The 16,724-nt window shown below is 69.1% G+C and carries 16 protein-coding genes; 9 read left to right on the top strand and 7 right to left on the bottom strand.

Annotated features, from left to right (window positions below; genetic code table 11):
• Positions 1-33 precede the first annotated feature (33 nt).
• From DIE17_RS08660 to speE, 3 genes are all read right to left on the bottom strand, one after another.
• Positions 34-801 carry a 16S rRNA (uracil(1498)-N(3))-methyltransferase gene (locus tag DIE17_RS08660; protein ID WP_124519989.1) on the bottom strand — a complete coding sequence of 256 codons (768 nt, stop codon included), beginning with the start codon at positions 799-801 and terminating at the stop codon, positions 34-36.
• A 17-nt stretch (positions 802-818) separates the two neighbouring features.
• Positions 819-1,235 (bottom strand): VOC family protein, encoded by a 417-nt coding sequence (locus DIE17_RS08655; RefSeq protein ID WP_044844175.1) that lies wholly within the window; start codon positions 1,233-1,235, stop codon positions 819-821.
• 215 nt (positions 1,236-1,450) lie between these two features.
• Positions 1,451-2,308 carry a polyamine aminopropyltransferase gene (gene speE / locus DIE17_RS08650; RefSeq protein ID WP_044844174.1) on the bottom strand — a complete coding sequence of 286 codons (858 nt, stop codon included), beginning with the start codon at positions 2,306-2,308 and terminating at the stop codon, positions 1,451-1,453.
• A 215-nt stretch (positions 2,309-2,523) separates the two neighbouring features.
• Here speE and tkt point away from each other — a divergent pair, with 215 nt between their 5' ends.
• Positions 2,524-4,596, top strand: coding sequence for a transketolase (gene tkt / locus DIE17_RS08645; protein ID WP_044844173.1), 2,073 nt, complete (start codon positions 2,524-2,526; stop codon positions 4,594-4,596).
• A gap of 87 nt (positions 4,597-4,683) precedes the next feature.
• Complete coding sequence (gap, locus tag DIE17_RS08640) at positions 4,684-5,694, top strand: type I glyceraldehyde-3-phosphate dehydrogenase (RefSeq protein ID WP_006485712.1); 1,011 nt, start codon at positions 4,684-4,686, stop codon at positions 5,692-5,694.
• A gap of 79 nt (positions 5,695-5,773) precedes the next feature.
• On the opposite strand, the gene DIE17_RS08635 is transcribed toward gap, so the two are convergent.
• Entirely contained in the window at positions 5,774-6,664 is an 891-nt protein-coding gene (locus tag DIE17_RS08635) for a LysR family transcriptional regulator (RefSeq protein WP_124488256.1), read from the bottom strand.
• A gap of 150 nt (positions 6,665-6,814) precedes the next feature.
• Between DIE17_RS08635 and DIE17_RS08630 the strand changes: the two genes are divergently transcribed.
• On the top strand, positions 6,815-7,588 hold the full coding sequence (locus DIE17_RS08630; protein ID WP_124519987.1) for an SDR family NAD(P)-dependent oxidoreductase: 774 nt from the start codon (positions 6,815-6,817) through the stop codon (positions 7,586-7,588).
• Positions 7,589-7,603: 15 nt separating this feature from the next.
• The gene (locus DIE17_RS08625) at positions 7,604-8,662 is read left to right on the top strand and encodes an L-idonate 5-dehydrogenase (protein ID WP_124519985.1); all 1,059 of its coding nucleotides are present in this window, start codon (positions 7,604-7,606) and stop codon (positions 8,660-8,662) included.
• 95 nt (positions 8,663-8,757) lie between these two features.
• Here DIE17_RS08625 and DIE17_RS08620 read toward each other — a convergent pair whose 3' ends face one another.
• Positions 8,758-9,957 carry an MFS transporter gene (locus tag DIE17_RS08620; protein WP_124519983.1) on the bottom strand — a complete coding sequence of 400 codons (1,200 nt, stop codon included), beginning with the start codon at positions 9,955-9,957 and terminating at the stop codon, positions 8,758-8,760.
• 314 nt (positions 9,958-10,271) lie between these two features.
• Here DIE17_RS08620 and cynR point away from each other — a divergent pair, with 314 nt between their 5' ends.
• Complete coding sequence (gene cynR / locus DIE17_RS08615; RefSeq protein WP_124519981.1) at positions 10,272-11,162, top strand: transcriptional regulator CynR; 891 nt, start codon at positions 10,272-10,274, stop codon at positions 11,160-11,162.
• 57 nt (positions 11,163-11,219) lie between these two features.
• Here the strand turns inward: cynR and DIE17_RS08610 are convergent, their stop codons facing one another.
• Positions 11,220-11,942: a FadR/GntR family transcriptional regulator gene (locus DIE17_RS08610; RefSeq protein ID WP_185500313.1), complete on the bottom strand. Its 723-nt coding sequence runs from the start codon at positions 11,940-11,942 to the stop codon at positions 11,220-11,222.
• 203 nt (positions 11,943-12,145) lie between these two features.
• On the opposite strand from DIE17_RS08610, the gene DIE17_RS08605 reads away from it, so the two are divergent.
• The 3 genes from DIE17_RS08605 (at position 12,146) to DIE17_RS08595 (ending at position 15,115) form a co-directional block, all read left to right on the top strand.
• Positions 12,146-13,465 (top strand): C4-dicarboxylate transporter DctA, encoded by a 1,320-nt coding sequence (locus DIE17_RS08605; RefSeq protein WP_124488262.1) that lies wholly within the window; start codon positions 12,146-12,148, stop codon positions 13,463-13,465.
• Positions 13,466-13,568: 103 nt separating this feature from the next.
• Positions 13,569-14,576, top strand: a complete 1,008-nt coding sequence (alc, locus tag DIE17_RS08600; RefSeq protein ID WP_124488263.1) for an allantoicase — start codon at positions 13,569-13,571, stop codon at positions 14,574-14,576.
• A gap of 14 nt (positions 14,577-14,590) precedes the next feature.
• Positions 14,591-15,115 carry an ureidoglycolate lyase gene (locus DIE17_RS08595; RefSeq protein ID WP_044844245.1) on the top strand — a complete coding sequence of 175 codons (525 nt, stop codon included), beginning with the start codon at positions 14,591-14,593 and terminating at the stop codon, positions 15,113-15,115.
• Between the two features lie 210 nt (positions 15,116-15,325).
• On the opposite strand, the gene fur is transcribed toward DIE17_RS08595, so the two are convergent.
• Positions 15,326-15,754 (bottom strand): ferric iron uptake transcriptional regulator, encoded by a 429-nt coding sequence (gene fur / locus DIE17_RS08590; RefSeq protein ID WP_011350926.1) that lies wholly within the window; start codon positions 15,752-15,754, stop codon positions 15,326-15,328.
• Positions 15,755-15,896: 142 nt separating this feature from the next.
• Between fur and DIE17_RS08585 the strand changes: the two genes are divergently transcribed.
• A complete protein-coding gene (locus DIE17_RS08585) occupies positions 15,897-16,703 on the top strand; it encodes an outer membrane protein assembly factor BamE (RefSeq protein WP_124488264.1) in 807 nt (268 codons plus the stop codon).
• Positions 16,704-16,724: the final 21 nt, after the last annotated feature.

The following is a 16,724-nucleotide window of genomic DNA, read 5'->3' as shown; positions in this document are numbered from 1 at the left end:
GGGCGCATGCCACGCCGGCCGCGCCCCGACGCATCACCATCCGCCCCAGCGCGCGGCCAGCGCCGCCAGCACGGCCGCGCCGGCCGTCTCGGTGCGCAGCACGCGCGGGCCGAGCGACAACGCGGTGAACCCGTGCGCGCGGGCCGCGTGTTCCTCGTCGGGCGACAGCCCGCCTTCGGGCCCGATCAGCAGCGTGACGGCCGCCGCGGGCGGCGCGTCGGGCAGCGACGCAAACGGGATGCTCGCGCGCGGCGACAGCAGCAACCGCAGCTCGCCGTCGGCCGGCGCGGCCGGCAGCGTATCGAGCCACGCGCCGAAGCCGCGTACCGGCGCGACGTCGGGCACGCGGTTGCGCCCGCATTGCTCGCACGACGCGCGCACGACGCCGCGCCAGTGCGCGACGCGCTTGTCCGCGCGCTCGCCGGACAGTTTCACGACGCCGCGCGCCGTCGACAGCGGCACGACCGCCGCGACGCCGAGCTCGACGGCCTTCTCGATCACCCAGTCCATCTTGTCGCCGCCGGCGATGCCTTGCGCCAGCGTCACGCGATAGGGCGGCTCGGCCTCGGCCGGATCGAACCCTTCGAGCTGCGCGAGCGCGCCGCGCTTGTCGATCTCGACGAGCCGCGCGCGGTACTGGCCGCCGCTGCCGTCGAACAGCGCGAGCGCGTCGCCGGGCTGCAGCCGCAGCACTTGCGCGTGCCGCGCGACGTCGGCCGGCAACGCGAGCGTCGTATCGGCGCGCAGCGCCGCTTCGACGAAGAAACGCGGCACGGCCGCGGTGGTGGTGGCTTCACTCATGCGTATCGCGGCTCCGTTCATGCAGCCAGGCGGCGCGCGAGCGCCCAGCGGTAGCCGTCGAGATCCTCGATCTGGGCGAAGCGGTCGCCCCAGAACTGATCTTGCGGCGAGGTCAGCGATTGCGCGCCCGCGTCGAGCGCGCGCTGCCAGGTTGCGTCGACGTCGTCGACATACAGGTAGAAAGACTGCGGAGCGGTTGCGTGCGCACTCTTCGGCGTGAGCGCGATCGAGCCGAATGCGCCTTCGGGCGCGAACATCACGATCAGCTGCCCGCGGTAGGTCATCTCGACGTGCATGATCGCGCCGTCCTCGTCGAGGACGTCGCGCAATTCGAAGCCGAAAGCGGCCTTGAAGAACTCGATGGTCGCGTGCGCATTGCGCACGGCCAGGTAAGGCGTCAACCAAGGCACGTTGGCCGGACGTGGATCGGTCATGAAATCTCCTGTCGAACGGGGTTGGCGCTTGAGCGGTGACTCCGGTCCCATGCTTTGCAGTCCAACGGATATTGGCGCGCGGGTGCCCGGGGCGGCACCGCGCCGGGCAGAGGATACGCAGGCGGGCCGCCTGCGTCGCGCCGGGCCCGCGCGTGGCGGGTCGGGCGCGCGAGAAAGCGCGGCCCGCCCGCGGAGCGATGCGTCCGCCCGGAAGCTCAGCGGCGAACGCCCAGTGTATCGCGCAGCGCGCGCGGCAGGGCAAAGAGGGCCGCATGGAGTCGCGCGTCGTAGTAGCGCAAGCCCTGCACGCGGCGTGCGGCGAGCCGTTCGTCGATGTCGTGAGCAAACAGAGCGGCCGCGTCGAGCGTGTCGCTCGCGATCGCCATCAGCCACTGGGATCCGTACAGCGGCACGTGCGCGGACAGCGGATCGACGACCGCGAAGCTCGCGCGCAGGTCGTCGAGCAGCGCGGCGATGCGCGCCGTGTGGAACACCGGCGAGCCGAGATGCATCGAGATCGCGCCGCACGGCGTGAGGATCCGCTTGAGCCGCGCGTAGAACTCGCGCGTATAGAGGCCGGCCGCCGGCGAGTCGGGCGGCGTGAGGTCGAACACGACGAGATCGAAATGCTCGACGGTCGACGCGACGAAATGCGCGGCGTCGCCGATCACGATCGCGACGCGCGGGTCGTCGAGCGCGCCCTGGTGCACGTCGTCGAGATAGCGGCGCGCCATGCCGACGACCTCGTCGTCGAGCTCCGCGACGACGATCCGCTCGATGCACGCGTGCTTGAGCAGCTGACGCGCGGCACCGCCGTCGCCCCCGCCGAGCACGAGCGCCTTCCTCGGGCACGGGTGCGCGAGCGCGGCCGGGTGCGTCATGCACTCGTGGTACACGTATTCGTCGCCGACCGACGTCATCGGCCGGCCGTCCAGCGTGAACAGGCGGCCGAGCTGCGGGGTTTCCCAGACCTCGATGTGCTGGTGCGGCGACGCGACGTGCGCGAGCCGGCGTGCGTTCGGGAAGCCGTACGCGACGTCGGGCGTGGGATGGAAGAGAAGGGTCGTGTTCACGGGCGGGCCGCTCGGGCAGACAGTTCCGACGTCTGAATTATAGGAGGCGGGCGGTTTGGCGGAAAACCGTGCCGGAACACTACGCGCCGACAAGGGAAATGTCAGCCCATCTGTTAAAATGACGAGCTTTGCAGCCCCGTCCGTAGGCTCCGTCCGCTTCGCGTCCGTCAGGCGCCGCACTGCGCGCCGGGAACGATTGACGCTCGAGCTTCCGGATGCCGCCGTGCCCCCGTTTCCTCGACTCGTTCTCCGGACTCGACATGACGACTTCGTCTCCCGCCTCCACCACCCTGATGGCCAATGCGATCCGTGCGCTCGCGATGGACGCCGTCCAGCAAGCGAACTCCGGCCACCCCGGCATGCCGATGGGCATGGCCGAAATCGGCGTCGCGCTCTGGTCGCGCCACCTGAAGCACAACCCGACGAACCCGCACTGGGCGGACCGCGACCGCTTCGTGCTGTCGAACGGCCATGGCTCGATGCTGCTGTACTCGCTGCTGCACCTGACCGGCTACGACCTGCCGATGGAAGAGCTGAAGAACTTCCGCCAGCTGCACTCGAAGACGCCGGGCCACCCGGAATACGGCATCACGCCGGGCGTCGAGACGACCACCGGCCCGCTCGGCCAGGGTCTCGCGAACGCGGTCGGCATGGCGCTCGGCGAAGCGCTGATGGCCGACGAGTTCAACCGTGACGGCGCGAAGATCGTCGATCACCACACGTACGTGTTCCTCGGCGACGGCTGCCTGATGGAAGGCATCTCGCACGAAGCCTGCTCGCTCGCGGGCACGCTGAAGCTGAACAAGCTGATCGCGCTGTACGACGACAACGGCATCTCGATCGACGGCGACGTCGTGAACTGGTTCCACGACGACACGCCGAAGCGCTTCGAAGCGTACGGCTGGAACGTGATCCCGAACGTGAACGGCCATGACGTCGACGCGGTCGACGCGGCGATCGCGAAGGCGAAGCTGTCGGACAAGCCGACGCTGATCTGCTGCAAGACGGTGATCGGCAAGGGCGCCGCGACCAAGGCGGGCGGCCACGACGTGCACGGCGCGGCGCTCGGTGCGGAAGAAATCGCGAAGACGCGCGCGGCGCTCGGCTGGACCTGGGAGCCGTTCGTGATTCCGCAGGAAGTCTATGCGGCATGGGACGCGAAGGAAGCCGGCAAGCGCGCCGAGACCGAATGGGACGCGACGTTCGCCGCCTATCGCGCGAAGTTCCCGGCAGAAGCCGCCGAATTCGAGCGCCGGATGGCCAACAAGCTGCCGGCCGACTGGGCCGAGAAGGCTGCGGCGATCATCGCCGGTGCGAACGAGCGCGCCGAGACGGTCGCGACCCGCAAGGCGTCGCAGCAGGCGATCGAAGGGCTCGCTGCCGCACTGCCGGAGCTGCTCGGCGGCTCGGCCGATCTGACCGGCTCGAACCTGACCAACTGGAAGGCATCGAAGGCGGTCCGCGCGAATCCGGAAGGCGCGGGCGTGCTGCTCGGCAACCACATCAACTACGGCGTGCGCGAATTCGGCATGAGCGCCGCGATCAACGGCCTCGCGCTGCACGGCGGCCACAAGCCGTTCGGCGGCACGTTCCTGACGTTCTCCGACTACAGCCGCAACGCGCTGCGCGTCGCGTCGCTGATGAAGGTCCCGTCGATCTTCGTGTTCACGCACGACTCGATCGGCCTCGGCGAAGACGGCCCGACGCACCAGTCGATCGAGCACGTGTCGAGCCTGCGCCTGATCCCGAACCATGACGTCTGGCGTCCGGCCGACACGGTCGAGACGGCCGTCGCCTGGACCCACGCGGTTGCCGCCGATCGTCCGTCGAGCCTGATCTTCAGCCGCCAGAACCTCGCGTTCAACCCGCGCACCGACGCGCAGATCGCCAACATCGAGAAGGGCGGTTACGTGCTGAAGGACTGGGACGAAGAGATCGTCGCGCGCAAGATCATCCTGATCGCGACGGGCTCGGAAGTCGAACTCGCGATGAAGGCCGTCGAGCCGCTCGCGCAGCAGGGCATCGCGGCCCGCGTCGTGTCGATGCCGTCGACCAACGTGTTCGACCGCCAGGACGCCGAATACCGCGAACGCGTGCTGCCGCACGGCGTGCGCCGCGTCGCGATCGAAGCGGGCGTGACCGCGTTCTGGCACAAGTACGTCGGCCTCGAAGGCGGCGTCGTCGGGATCGACACGTTCGGCGAATCGGCGCCGGCCGGCGTGCTGTTCAAGTACTTCGGCTTCACCGTCGAGCACGTCGTCGAGACCGCGAAGGCCGTGCTGGCCTAAAAGCATTCGCGACGCGCGCCACCCCTCGCGCGCGTCGCACCGTGAAGCTGCACGAAACGAATTTTTTCAGCCATCAGGAGATAGACCATGACGATTCGCGTCGCAATCAACGGCTACGGCCGTATCGGCCGCAACACGCTGCGCGCGTTCTATGAAAACGGCAAGAAGCACGATCTCGAGATCGTCGCGATCAACGACCTGGGCGATGCGAAGACCAACGCGCACCTGACCCAGTACGACACCGCGCACGGCAAGTTCCCGGGCGAAGTGTCGGTCGACGGCGACTACCTCGTCGTGAACGGCGACAAGATCCGCGTGCTGGCGAACCGCAACCCGGCAGAACTGCCGTGGGGCGAGCTGGGCGTCGACGTCGTGATGGAATGCACGGGCTTCTTCACGACGAAGGAAAAGGCGAGCGCGCACCTGAAGGGCGGCGCGAAGAAGGTCATCATCTCGGCGCCGGGCGGCAAGGACGTCGACGCGACGATCGTCTACGGCGTGAACCACGACGTGCTGAAGGCCGAGCACACCGTCATCTCGAACGCATCGTGCACGACGAACTGCCTCGCGCCGCTCGTCAAGCCGCTGAACGACAAGATCGGCCTCGAAACCGGCCTGATGACGACGATCCACGCATACACGAACGACCAGGTGCTGACGGACGTCTACCACGAAGACCTGCGTCGCGCGCGTTCGGCCACCCACAGCCAGATCCCGACCAAGACGGGCGCTGCGTCGGCCGTCGGCCTCGTGCTGCCGGAACTGAACGGCAAGCTCGACGGCTACGCGATCCGCGTCCCGACGATCAACGTGTCGATCGTCGACCTGTCGTTCATCGCGAAGCGCGACACGACGGTCGAGGAAGTCAACGCGATCATGAAGGAAGCATCGGAAGGCGCGCTGAAGGGCATCCTCGGCTACAACGACGCACCGCTGGTGTCGATCGACTTCAACCACAACCCGGCCTCGTCGACGTTCGACGCAACGCTGACCAAGGTGTCGGGCCGCCTCGTCAAGGTGTCGAGCTGGTACGACAACGAGTGGGGTTTCTCGAACCGCATGCTGGATACGGCAGTCGCATTCGCGAACGCGAAGTAATCCCGCACGTCGCGCGGCCGCCGCACGGCGGCCTGCGTGGCGAACGAGCCCGGCCCGGAATTTTTCCCGGCCGGGTTTTTTATTGCGCGGCGTTCGCCGTCACCTGCTCGAGCGCGTCGACGAACGCGCGCTTCAGCGGGCTGTCGAGGTCGGTCCACGCGAGGCCGATGCCGCTGCGGTGGCCGGCCAGGTCGAGCGGCCGCGCGAGCACGTTCGGCGGCAGCGCGCTCGCGGCTTCCGCCGGGATCAGCCCGATCCCCATGCCGGCCGCGACGAGTGCGAGCATCGTCGTGAATTCCCCGAACTCCTGCGCGATCTCGAGCGTCGTGCCCGCGCGACTCAGCGCGAGCAGCATGTCGTCGTGAAAGCCGGGCGCGTAGCGGCGCGCGAGCACGAACGCGGGCTGGCCGCGCAACGCGGACGGTGAAATCGTGTCGTGCGCGGCGAGCGGATGGTCGAGCGGCAGCGCGACCACGAAGCCCTCCTCGAGCACCACGCGCGTGTCGATGCCCGCATACGCGGCCGGCAGCCGGATCATCCCGAAATCGATGCGCCGGTCGCGCAGCGCGGCGATCTGGTCGGGCGTCGGCAAATCCTTCAGTTCGAGCGCGATCAGCGGATAACGCTCGCGCATCGTGCGCAGCACGGCCGGCAGCAGCGCCGGCAGCACCGACGACACGAACGCGATGCGCAGCGTGCCGATCTCGCCGCGGCTCGACAGCCGCGCCATCTGCTCCGCGCGCGCGGCCTGCTGCAGCGTCGCCCGCGCTTCGGGCAGGAACACGCGCCCCGTATCGCTGAGCTCGACCTTGTGACGGTCGCGCTCGAACAGGCGTGCGCCCAGCTCCTCCTCGAGCGCCTTGATCTGCATGCTCAGCGCGGACTGCACGATGAACAGGCGCTGTGCAGCGCGCCCGAAATGCAGTTCTTCCGCGAGCGTGACGAAGGCGCGCAATTGCTTGAGTTCCATTGTGGGCGGGCGGCAGCGAACGGTGATCGGATTTCATGATAACCGGATCAAAAATGACCATTGGCGCGACGCCCGGCCGAGCGCCGAAGATACCCTCGACGCGAGACCGGCCGCGACCGGCGGTGGGCTCGATGGCACGGGGAGAGATGGATGAACAACGCACTTGACCGGTTCCGCCTGGATGGCCGCCGCGCACTGATCACGGGTTCCGGACGCGGGATCGGCCTGACGCTCGCCCGCGGGCTCGCGGAGGCCGGTGCGGCGATTGTGATCAACGATCGCAATGAGGAGAAGGCCGCGACGCTCGCGCGCCATTTCCGCGAGGAAGGCTTCGCGGCCGACTACGCGGTGTTCGACGTCGCCGAGCACGCGCAGGTGCGCGCGGCGGTCGACGATTTCGAGGCGCGCGTCGGTGCGATCGACATCCTCGTGAACAACGCGGGCATCCAGCGCCGCGCGCCGCTCGACGCGTTCGACCCGGACGACTGGCACGCGCTGATGCGGGTGAACCTCGACGGCGTGTTCAACGTCGCGCAGGCGGTGGCGCGCCACATGATCGCGCGCGGCCGCGGCAAGATCATCAACATCTGCTCGGTGCAGAGCGAGCTCGCCCGGCCGACGATCGCGCCGTATGCTGCGACCAAGGGCGCGGTGCGGATGCTGACGAAAGGCATGTGCGCCGACTGGGCGCGCCACGGCATCCAGGCGAACGGCCTCGCGCCCGGCTATTTCGAGACCGAGCTGAATCGCGCGCTGGTCGACGACGCGGCGTTCTCCGACTGGCTGTGCAAGCGCACGCCGGCCGGCCGCTGGGGGCAGGTCGACGAGCTGTGCGGCGCGGCGATCTTCCTCGCGTCGGCCGCATCCGATTTCGTGAACGGCCAGACGCTGTTCGTCGACGGCGGGCTGACCAGCGCCGTCTAGAAAAGGAGGAACGTCATGCGTATGCGTTGCATGTGTCTCGTGATCCACGGGCCGAACGACCTGCGGCTCGAGGAGCAGGACGCGGGCGAGATCGGCCCGGGCCAGGTGCGCGTCGAGGTCGCGATGGGCGGCATCTGCGGCTCCGATCTCCATTACTTCCGGCACGGCGGCTTCGGCGCGATCCGGCTGCAGCAGCCGATGGTGCTCGGCCATGAAGTCGCCGGCACGGTGGCGGCGGTCGCGCCGGACGTGACGTCGGTGAAGGTCGGCGATCGCGTCGCGGTGAATCCGAGCCGCCCGTGCGGCGCATGCCGCTACTGCCTCGAAGGGCTGCCGAACCAGTGTCTCGACATGCGCTTCTACGGCAGCGCGATGCGCATGCCGCACGTGCAAGGCGCGTTTCGCAACGCGCTCGTGTGCGATGCCGCGCAGTGCGTGAAGGTGGCGGACCATGTGCCGCTGTCGCTCGCGGCGCTCGCCGAGCCGTTCGCGGTCGGGCTGCATGCGGTGTCGCGCGCGGGCCCGTTGATCGGGCGGCGCGTGCTCGTGTCGGGGTGCGGGCCGATCGGCGTGCTGGCGGTCGCGGCGGCGCGGGTGCACGGCGCGGCGGAGATCGTCGCGACCGACGTGGTCGATGCGCCGCTCGAGATCGCCCGCGCGCTCGGCGCCGACCGTACGATCAACGCGGCGGCCGATACCGGCTGGGTCGCGCGCTACGGTGCCGACAAGGGCACGTTCGACGTGATGATCGAGTGTTCGGGCAATGCGCGCGCGCTGCGCGACGGTCTCGACGTGATGCGGCCGCGCGGCGTCGTCGTGCAGCTCGGGCTCGGCGGCGACGTCAGCCTGCCGCAGAACGTCGTGGTCGCGAAGGAGCTGTCGATCTGCGGCTCGTTCCGCTTCCATGCGGAATTCGCGCTCGCGGTGCAGCTGATCAATGCCGAGCGCGTCGACCTGCGCCCGGCCGTGACGGGCGTGTTCCCGATGCGCGACGCGAACCGCGCGTTCGAGCTGGCCGGCGACCGGCAGCGCGCGATGAAGGTGCTGATCGATTTCGCGGACGCGGCGGCATGATCTCCTGCTGATGGCGCGCGACGGCGAACAAGGCAAGGAAGGCACGCCCACGATTGGCGGAGCGTGCCTTTTTCATCGGCTGGTGCGAAACCGGATCATTGCGTGACTTGACGCGCGCCGATGCGCTGCGACGCGAGCCACAGGGCGATCAGCACGCCCGCGAGCGCGGCGCCCGCGATGCACACGCCGCGCCAGCCGTCGATGCCGTACGCGACGCTCGCCGCGAACGATCCGAATGCGCCGCCGACGAAGTAGCTCGTCAGGTAGATGGTCGTCACGCGGCTGCGCGCGTGGCCCGCGAGTGCATAGATCACGCTCTGGTTCGAGATGTGCATGCCCTGCACGCCGACGTCGAGCAGCAGGATCCCCGCGATCAGCGCGACGAGCGAATGCGCGCCGGCCGCGATCAGCGCGAACGACGCGAGCACGGCCGCCGCGAACAGGCCGGTCGCCGCGTTGCCGTGGCCGCGATCGACGAGCCGGCCGGCCGACGTCGCCGCGAGCGCGCCCACCGCGCCGACGATCCCGAACAGGCCGATCTGCCCTTCGGAATAGCTGTACGGCGGCTGGCTCAACAGGAACGTGAGGCCGGTCCAGAGCAGGCTGAAGCACGCGAACACGAGCGCGCCGTAGGCCGAGCGCAGCGCGATCAGCGGCTGCGCGCGCACCAGCGCGACGAGCGAGCGCATCAGCGCCGCGTAGTCGAGCCGCGCGTGGCGGCGATCCTTCGGCAGCTTCACCGCGAGCACGCCGGTCAGCGCGAGGATCATCGCCGCGGCGATGCCGTACACCGCGCGCCAGCCGAACCCGTCGGCGATCGCGCCGGCCGCGACGCGCGCGAGCAGGATGCCGAGCAGCAGCCCGCTCATCACGGTGCCGACCGCGCGGCCGCGCGTGCGCGCGTCGGCGAGCGACGCGGCGAACGGCACGAGCAGCTGCGTCGAGCAGGTGACGAAGCCGAGCGCGATGTTCGCGACGACGAACATCGTGAAGTTCGTGCTGAACGCGACGGCGGCCAGCGCGATCACGTTGAGCACGAGCAGCCGCACGATCAGCGTGTGGCGGTTGACCGCGTCGCCGAGCGGGACGATCAGCAGCAGGCTCGCCGCATAGCCAAGCTGCGTCAGCGTGACGAGATAGCCGAGTTCGGCGGGCGGGCGGCCGAAGCTGTGTGCGATCGCGGCGAGCAGCGGCTGCGCGTAATAGATGTTGCCGATGACGATGCCGCACGCGCAGGCGAACAGCAGCGTCATCGCGCGGGTCAGGGGAGGATGGTTGTCTTGATGCGGTTCCATGGTCGCGAAAGAAACAGCGGTGCCGGCCGGCGGCGCGGGCCGTCGGCAACGCGGGGTTGCGGAAATCGGGGCCGGCGTCGACGGAACGGCGATGCGCGCGATGCGCGCCGGGCGGCGCGTGGCCGGTGCCCGGTCGAGGCGGCGGCACAACGTCGTGCCGCGGGCGGGGGAAGGCGGGCCCGGGCGGGCCGCTCCGGTGCGGCGGCCAGGCGGCGTGCTCGGGAGCGGATGTGCGTATGATGCGGGAACCGCACCATAGCGTCCAAGACTGGATCCTTATGGTATCCATTGGTTCTACCAATACCCGGGCCGCCATGCTACTCCGCCACATCCGCTATTTCCTGGCCGTCGCCGAGCAGCGCAGCTTCACGCGCGCGGCCGATGCGCTGCACGTGTCGCAGCCGACGCTGTCGCAGCAGGTCCGCCAGCTGGAGGACATGCTCGGCGTGCAGTTGTTCGACCGCTCGGGCCGCACGGTGCGGCTCACCGAATTCGGCGAGGTCTATGCGCGCCACGCGCGCGCGGCGCTGCACGAGCTCGACACCGGGCAGCGAGCGCTGCACGACGTTGCCGATCTCGGCAGCGGTTCGCTGCGGCTCGCGATGATGCCGACCTTCGCGGCCTACCTGAGCGGCTCGCTGATCGACGCGTTCCATGCGGATTTCCCGAACGTCGCGCTGACGATCGACGCGATGCCGCAGGAGCGCATCGAGGCGCAGCTTGCCGACGACCGGCTCGATGCGGGCTTCGCGTTCATGCCGCCGCGCGCGCCCGACATCGACGCGCTGCCGCTGTGGGACGAACCGCTCGCCCTGGTGACGGGCCGCGCGCACCGCCTCGCCCGCCACCGCCGCGCGCTGAGCCCGGCCGAACTCGCCGGCGAGCCGCTGGTGCTACTGAGCCGCGCGTTCGCGACGCGCGCGAGCATCGACCGGTATTTCATCGAGCAGGGTGTGCAGCCGAGGATCGCGATCGAGACGAATACGGTCAGCGCGGTGCTCGAACTCGTGCGCCGCGGGCGGCTCGCGACGGTGCTGCCCGACGCGATCGCGCGCGAGAGCGGCGACTTGTGCGCGCTGGAACTCGATCCGCCGCTGCCGTCGCGCACGGCCGCGCTGCTCACGCGCAAGAGCGCGTACCGTAGCGTCGCGGCGCGCGCGTTCATCGAGCGCGCGCTCGCGTATCGCGCTCCTTCGGGGGGATGACCGGTACGACCGGCGAACCGCTGCCGCGCCGGCCGCGACCGTAGGCCGGCGGCTGCGTCAGGTGCCCGGCGTCGGGAAGAAGATGCCCGCGCGCTGCGCGGCGTTCGCGATGTGCATCTCGATCGCGGTGCCGGCCGCGGCCGCATCGCGGGCGATCAGCGCGTCGACGATCGCGCGGTGCTCGTGCCACGTCGACAGCAGCAGCTCGCGCCGGTAGAACGGCATGCGCTGGCTTTCCTTCATGATGTCGGCGCTGCTGCGCAGCACCGACTCGATCGCCGCGTTGCCCGCGAGATGGATGATCCGCATGTGGAAGTCGAAGTCGAGCTGCGACGCTTCGTCGAGCGCGCTGTCGGTCAGCGCGACGTGCAGGTCGGCGAGGTTGTCCTCGAACCACGCGATGTCGTCGTCGGTGACGACGTGCGCGGCCATCCGCGCGGCGAACCCTTCGAGCGCATAGCGCATCTGGTACGTATCGGGCGGCGACGACTGCTCGGCGAATTGCCACGGATGCGCGGCCGACGCCTGCGCGCTTTCGACGTACACGCCCTTGCCGGCGCGGATGCGCAGCATCCCGAGCGCCTCGAGCGTCGACAGCGCCTCGCGCAGCGACGCGCGGCTGATCTCCAGCTCCTCGGAGAGCTGGCGCTGGGCCGGCAGCAGGCTGCCGACCGGATACACGCCTGCCTCGATCCGGTCGCGGATCGTCGCGATGGCGGCGTCGGTCACGGTGTGCGGAACGTTTTTCATGATGTGAACGATGGCCGGTCTGACCGGCATTGTAATCCGCACGCGCGCGGTGCACGACCGGCCTACGGGAAAGCCACGATCCGCCCCCCGCACGGTGCGGGGCACAGGGGCGGGAAATCCCTATTTTGTCCGTCCTTGACTCGACTATATCGGCTTCCTACTATCCACCATAACATCACTGGTCTTACCAGTATGAACAGACGAAACTGCAACCGTTGGATCGGGAGAGCGCCGTGTCGAAATTCCTCAATTCGCTGTTTGGCCGGGTAGTCGTCGCATTGATCCTGGGGGTCGCGCTCGGCGCGTTCTTCCCGCATTTCGCCGAGTCGCTACGGCCGCTCGGCGACGGCTTCCTGAAGCTCATCAAGATGGTCATCGGCCCGATCGTGTTCTGCGTCGTGGTCAGCGGGATGGCCAATGCGGGCGACCTGAAGAAGGTCGGCCGGGTCGGCCTGAAGGCGGTCGTCTACTTCGAGATCATGACGACGCTCGCGCTCGGCATCGGGCTCGTCCTCGCATGGGTCACGCGCCCGGGCGTCGGCATGAACATCGACCTGCGCTCGCTCGACGCGGCCTCGCTCTCGACGTACGCGAAGAACGCCGAAAGCCTGAAGGACACGGCCGGCTACCTGATGAAGATCATCCCCGAGACCGCGATCGACGCGTTCGCGAAGGGCGACATCCTGCAGATCCTCGTGTTCGCGGTGCTGTTCGGCTCGGCGCTGTCGCTGCTCGGCGACAAGGCGCAGCGCGTCAATTCGCTGATCGAGGAACTGTCGCACGTGTTCTTCCGCATCATCGGCTTCATCATCAAGCTCGCGCCGCTCGGCGTGCTCGGCGCGATCGCGTTCACGACCGGCAAGTACGGCGTCGCGTCGCTCAAGCAGCTCGGCTACCTCGTCGCGGTGTTCTACCTGAGCTGCTTCGTGTTCGTCACGGTCGTGCTCGGCGCGGTGATGCGTCTCGCGGGCTTCTCGGTGTTCAAGCTGATCCGCTACCTGCGCGAGGAACTGTCGATCGTGCTCGGCACGGCGTCGTCGGACGCGGTGCTGCCGCAGGTGATGAGCAAGCTCGAATACATGGGCATCAAGGATTCGACGGTCGGCCTCGTGATCCCGACCGGCTATTCGTTCAACCTCGACGGCTTCTCGATCTACCTGACGCTTGCGGTGCTGTTCATCGCGCAGGCCACCAACACGCCGCTGTCCACGCACGACCTGATCGTCGTGCTGCTCGTGTCGCTCGTCACGTCGAAGGGCGCGCACGGGATTCCCGGTTCGGCGATCGTGATCCTCGCGGCGACGCTGTCGGCGATTCCCGCGATTCCGGTGCTCGGCCTCGTGCTGATCCTGCCGGTCGACTGGTTCGTCGGCATTGCCCGCGCGCTGACCAACCTGATCGGCAACTGCGTCGCGACGGTGGTCGTCGCCGTGTGGGAGAACGACATCGACCGGGCCCGTGCGAAGCGCGTGCTGAACCGCGAACTGCGCTACGTGGCCGACGAAGCCGGCAGCGCCGCGCCGGTCGCCGGCGACCAGGCCCACGCGCTCTGAGCGCACCCGCGCGCGAAGCGGCCTCCCGGGCTGCTTCGCGCGAACGAATGTCCCGCGGCCGGCGCGTCGATGCGCCGGTCCTTGCCAAAATAATGGAGACGACATGGCAGCCCCCATCCTCGATCCGAACGCGCCGGCCTTCACGCGGCGCTACATGAACCTCGCCGACCCGCGCCTGGGCGCGCAGGCGCTCTTCGCCAGCGACGAATTCTTCGCGCCGAAGGAGCGCATGCTGAATCCCGAGCCGGCCGTCTTCATTCCCGGCAAGTACGACGACCACGGCAAGTGGATGGACGGTTGGGAAACGCGCCGCAAGCGCACCACCGGCCACGACTTCTGCGTGGTCCGGCTCGCGCGGCCGGGCGTGATCTACGGCGTCGATCTCGATACGAGCCACTTCACCGGCAACTTTCCGCCGGCCGCGTCGATCGAGGCCTGTGCGGTGGACGGCGACACGCCGCCGGACGACACCGAATGGCGCACGATCGTCCCCGCGACGACGCTGCAGGGCAATTCGCATCACTACGTGAGCGTCGACGATGCGCAGCCGGTCACGCACCTGCGCGTGAACCTGTATCCGGACGGCGGGCTCGCGCGGCTGCGCGTGTACGGCCAGCCGCAGCGCGACTGGCGCCACGTGCCGGCGGGCGAACTCGTCGATCTCGCGGCGATCGAGAACGGCGGCTACCTGGTGGCCGCGAACAACCAGCACTTCGGTCCGGCCTCGCAGATGCTGATGCCGGGGCGCGGCGCGAACATGGGCGACGGCTGGGAAACGCGGCGCCGCCGCGAGCCCGGCAACGACTGGGCGATCGTCGCGCTGGCGCGGCCGGGCATCATCCGGCGCGTCGAGGTCGATACGGCGTTCTTCAAGGGCAACTTCCCCGACCGCTGTTCGCTGCAGGCCGCGCACGTCGCCGGCGGCACCGACGATTCGCTCGTCACGCAGGCGATGTTCTGGGCCGAACTGCTCGGCGAGCAGAAGCTGCAGATGGACCACGTGCATACGTTCGACCAGCTCGCAACGCTCGGCCCCGTCACGCACGTGCGCTTCAACATCTTCCCGGATGGCGGCGTGTCGCGCCTGCGTCTGTGGGGCGAGCCGGCTTGAAGGAGGGCATCGGCATGAGCGGACCACATATCCTGCGCGTCGAGCGCCTGACCCGCGAGGCCTTCGCGCCGTTCGGCGACGTGATCGCGCTCGAAGGCGCGCGGCACTTCCCGATCAACGGCGGCACCACCGAGCGCTTCCACGATCTCGCGACGATCGACGTCTGCGCGGACGGCGGCCGGCCGCTCGTCAGCGTGTTTCGTGCGCAGCCGCGCGCGCTGCCGGTGGCGATCACGCTGATGGAGCGCCATCCGCACGGCAGCCAGGCGTTCATCCCGCTGGCGGCCGTGTCGCGCTATGCGATCGTCGTCGCGCCGGCCGGCGAGTTCCGGCCCGACGCGATGCGCGCGTTCCTCGCCGAAGGCTGGCAGGGCGTGAACTACGCGAAGGGCGTCTGGCACCATCCGCTGCTCGCGCTCGACGCGGTCAGCGACTTCGTGATCGTCGACCGTGGCGGCCCGCAGCCGAACTGCGACGAGATTCCGCTCGACGACGCGTGGGCGCTCGAGTTCGAGCCGGCGTGCGCGAGCACGGCCTGACGCGCGAAGGTAGGGTCAGGGGTTGAGCGGATTCGAGTGGATCGAGCGCCGCGCGCCGGCGACACGCGGCGCCTCGTCCCGCACAATCGACCGAAAACGTTCCCGACCCGGCCCGCACGCGACGTGCGGGCCGTTTTTCCATCCCGAAAACAACACGGCCCGGGCGGCGAGCTGCCGGCCGGGCCGTCGCGCGTGCGCGCAGGGTGCGGATCAGTGCTTGCGGTGCGGGCAGTTCTCGGTCGTGCAGGAGCCGTACATCGCGAGCGAGTGTTCCTGGAGCCGGAAGCCGCGTTCCTTGGCGATCGCTTGCTGGCGGCCTTCGATCTCGGCATCGAAGAATTCCTCGACGCGGCCGCAATCGAGGCAGACGAGGTGATCGTGGTGCGAACCTTCGTTGAGCTCGAACACGGCCTTGCCGGATTCGAAGTTGCTGCGCGTGAGCAGGCCGGCCTGCTCGAACTGCGTCAGCACGCGGTAAACGGTGGCGAGCCCGATGTCGAGCTGCTCGTTGAGCAGGTTGCGGTAGACATCTTCGGCCGTCAGGTGACGCACCGGGCTTTGCTGGAAGATCTCGAGAATCTTGAGGCGCGGTAGGGTGGCCTTTAGCCCGATATTCTTGAGATCCGTCGGATTGGTCATGGCTAGGCATCCCTAGAGTACAATGCAGGGCTTCAATGTTACCGGCTTTTCGCCGTTCCAGAAACACGCGCGACCCGCGACGCGGGCCAGCTCGGTGACGGAAATGTTCCCGGAATCCCTTTCGCACTATCAGAGGAGTCGCATGCGGAGTGCCATCATCGCTGCCGCCGCCGTTGCCGCGCTGGCTGGTTGTTCGTCGTACGACAGCGTGACGCAGCGCATCGCGCAGAGCATCACGCCCTATCGGATCACTGTCGTGCAGGGCAACTTCGTGTCGCAGGAGAAGGCCGCGCAGCTGCAGGCCGGGATGACGCGCGAGCAGGTGCGCGCGTTGCTCGGCACGCCGCTGCTGTCGGACATGTTCCATGCCGACCGCTGGGATTACCTCTTTTACTTCAAGCGCGGCTCGACGTCCGTCGTCCAGCAGCGCGACCTCGTGCTGACGTTCTCGGGCGATCGCCTCGCGAGCTGGACGGGCGCCGAGAACCTGCCGTCCGAACTCGACCTGCTGGCCGATATCGACGGCGACCGCGGCGGCAAGAAGGCGAAGGCCGCGGCCGCGGCGAAGAAGGCGTCCGAAGCCGCCGCTGCCGCGGCTGCGGCGAGCGCCGCGCAGGCGACCGCTGCCGCGAGCCCGTCCGTCGAGCCGGTTTCCGGCGCGGCGGTCGACCAGGATGCGAACGCCCAGGCGGCGCGCGCGGCGAACCGCGCGACCAACCAGGTGTCCGGGCAGGGCACGACCGCCCGCCGCTTCACGCCGTCCGCGCAGGCCTCGGGCGGCGCGCCGGTGCCGGGCGGCCAGCCGCCGGGCGCCGCGCCGGCGATCCAGCCGCAGTTCCAGTTCCATCGCCCGCCGCAGCCGAACGCGTCGAACGAGGCGTCGCCGCCGGTCGGCCCGCAAGGCTCGGACAACCTGCAGAACCAGCCGCTCACCGCGCCGGCCCAGTAAGCGGCCGGCGTGCGGAAACAG

This window comes from Burkholderia sp. Bp9099 (genome assembly GCF_003857805.1).
In the GTDB taxonomy this organism is placed as follows: domain Bacteria; phylum Pseudomonadota; class Gammaproteobacteria; order Burkholderiales; family Burkholderiaceae; genus Burkholderia.
The sequence above is the reverse complement of the archived record's forward strand: the minus strand, read 5'-3'. Positions and strand labels throughout refer to the sequence as shown.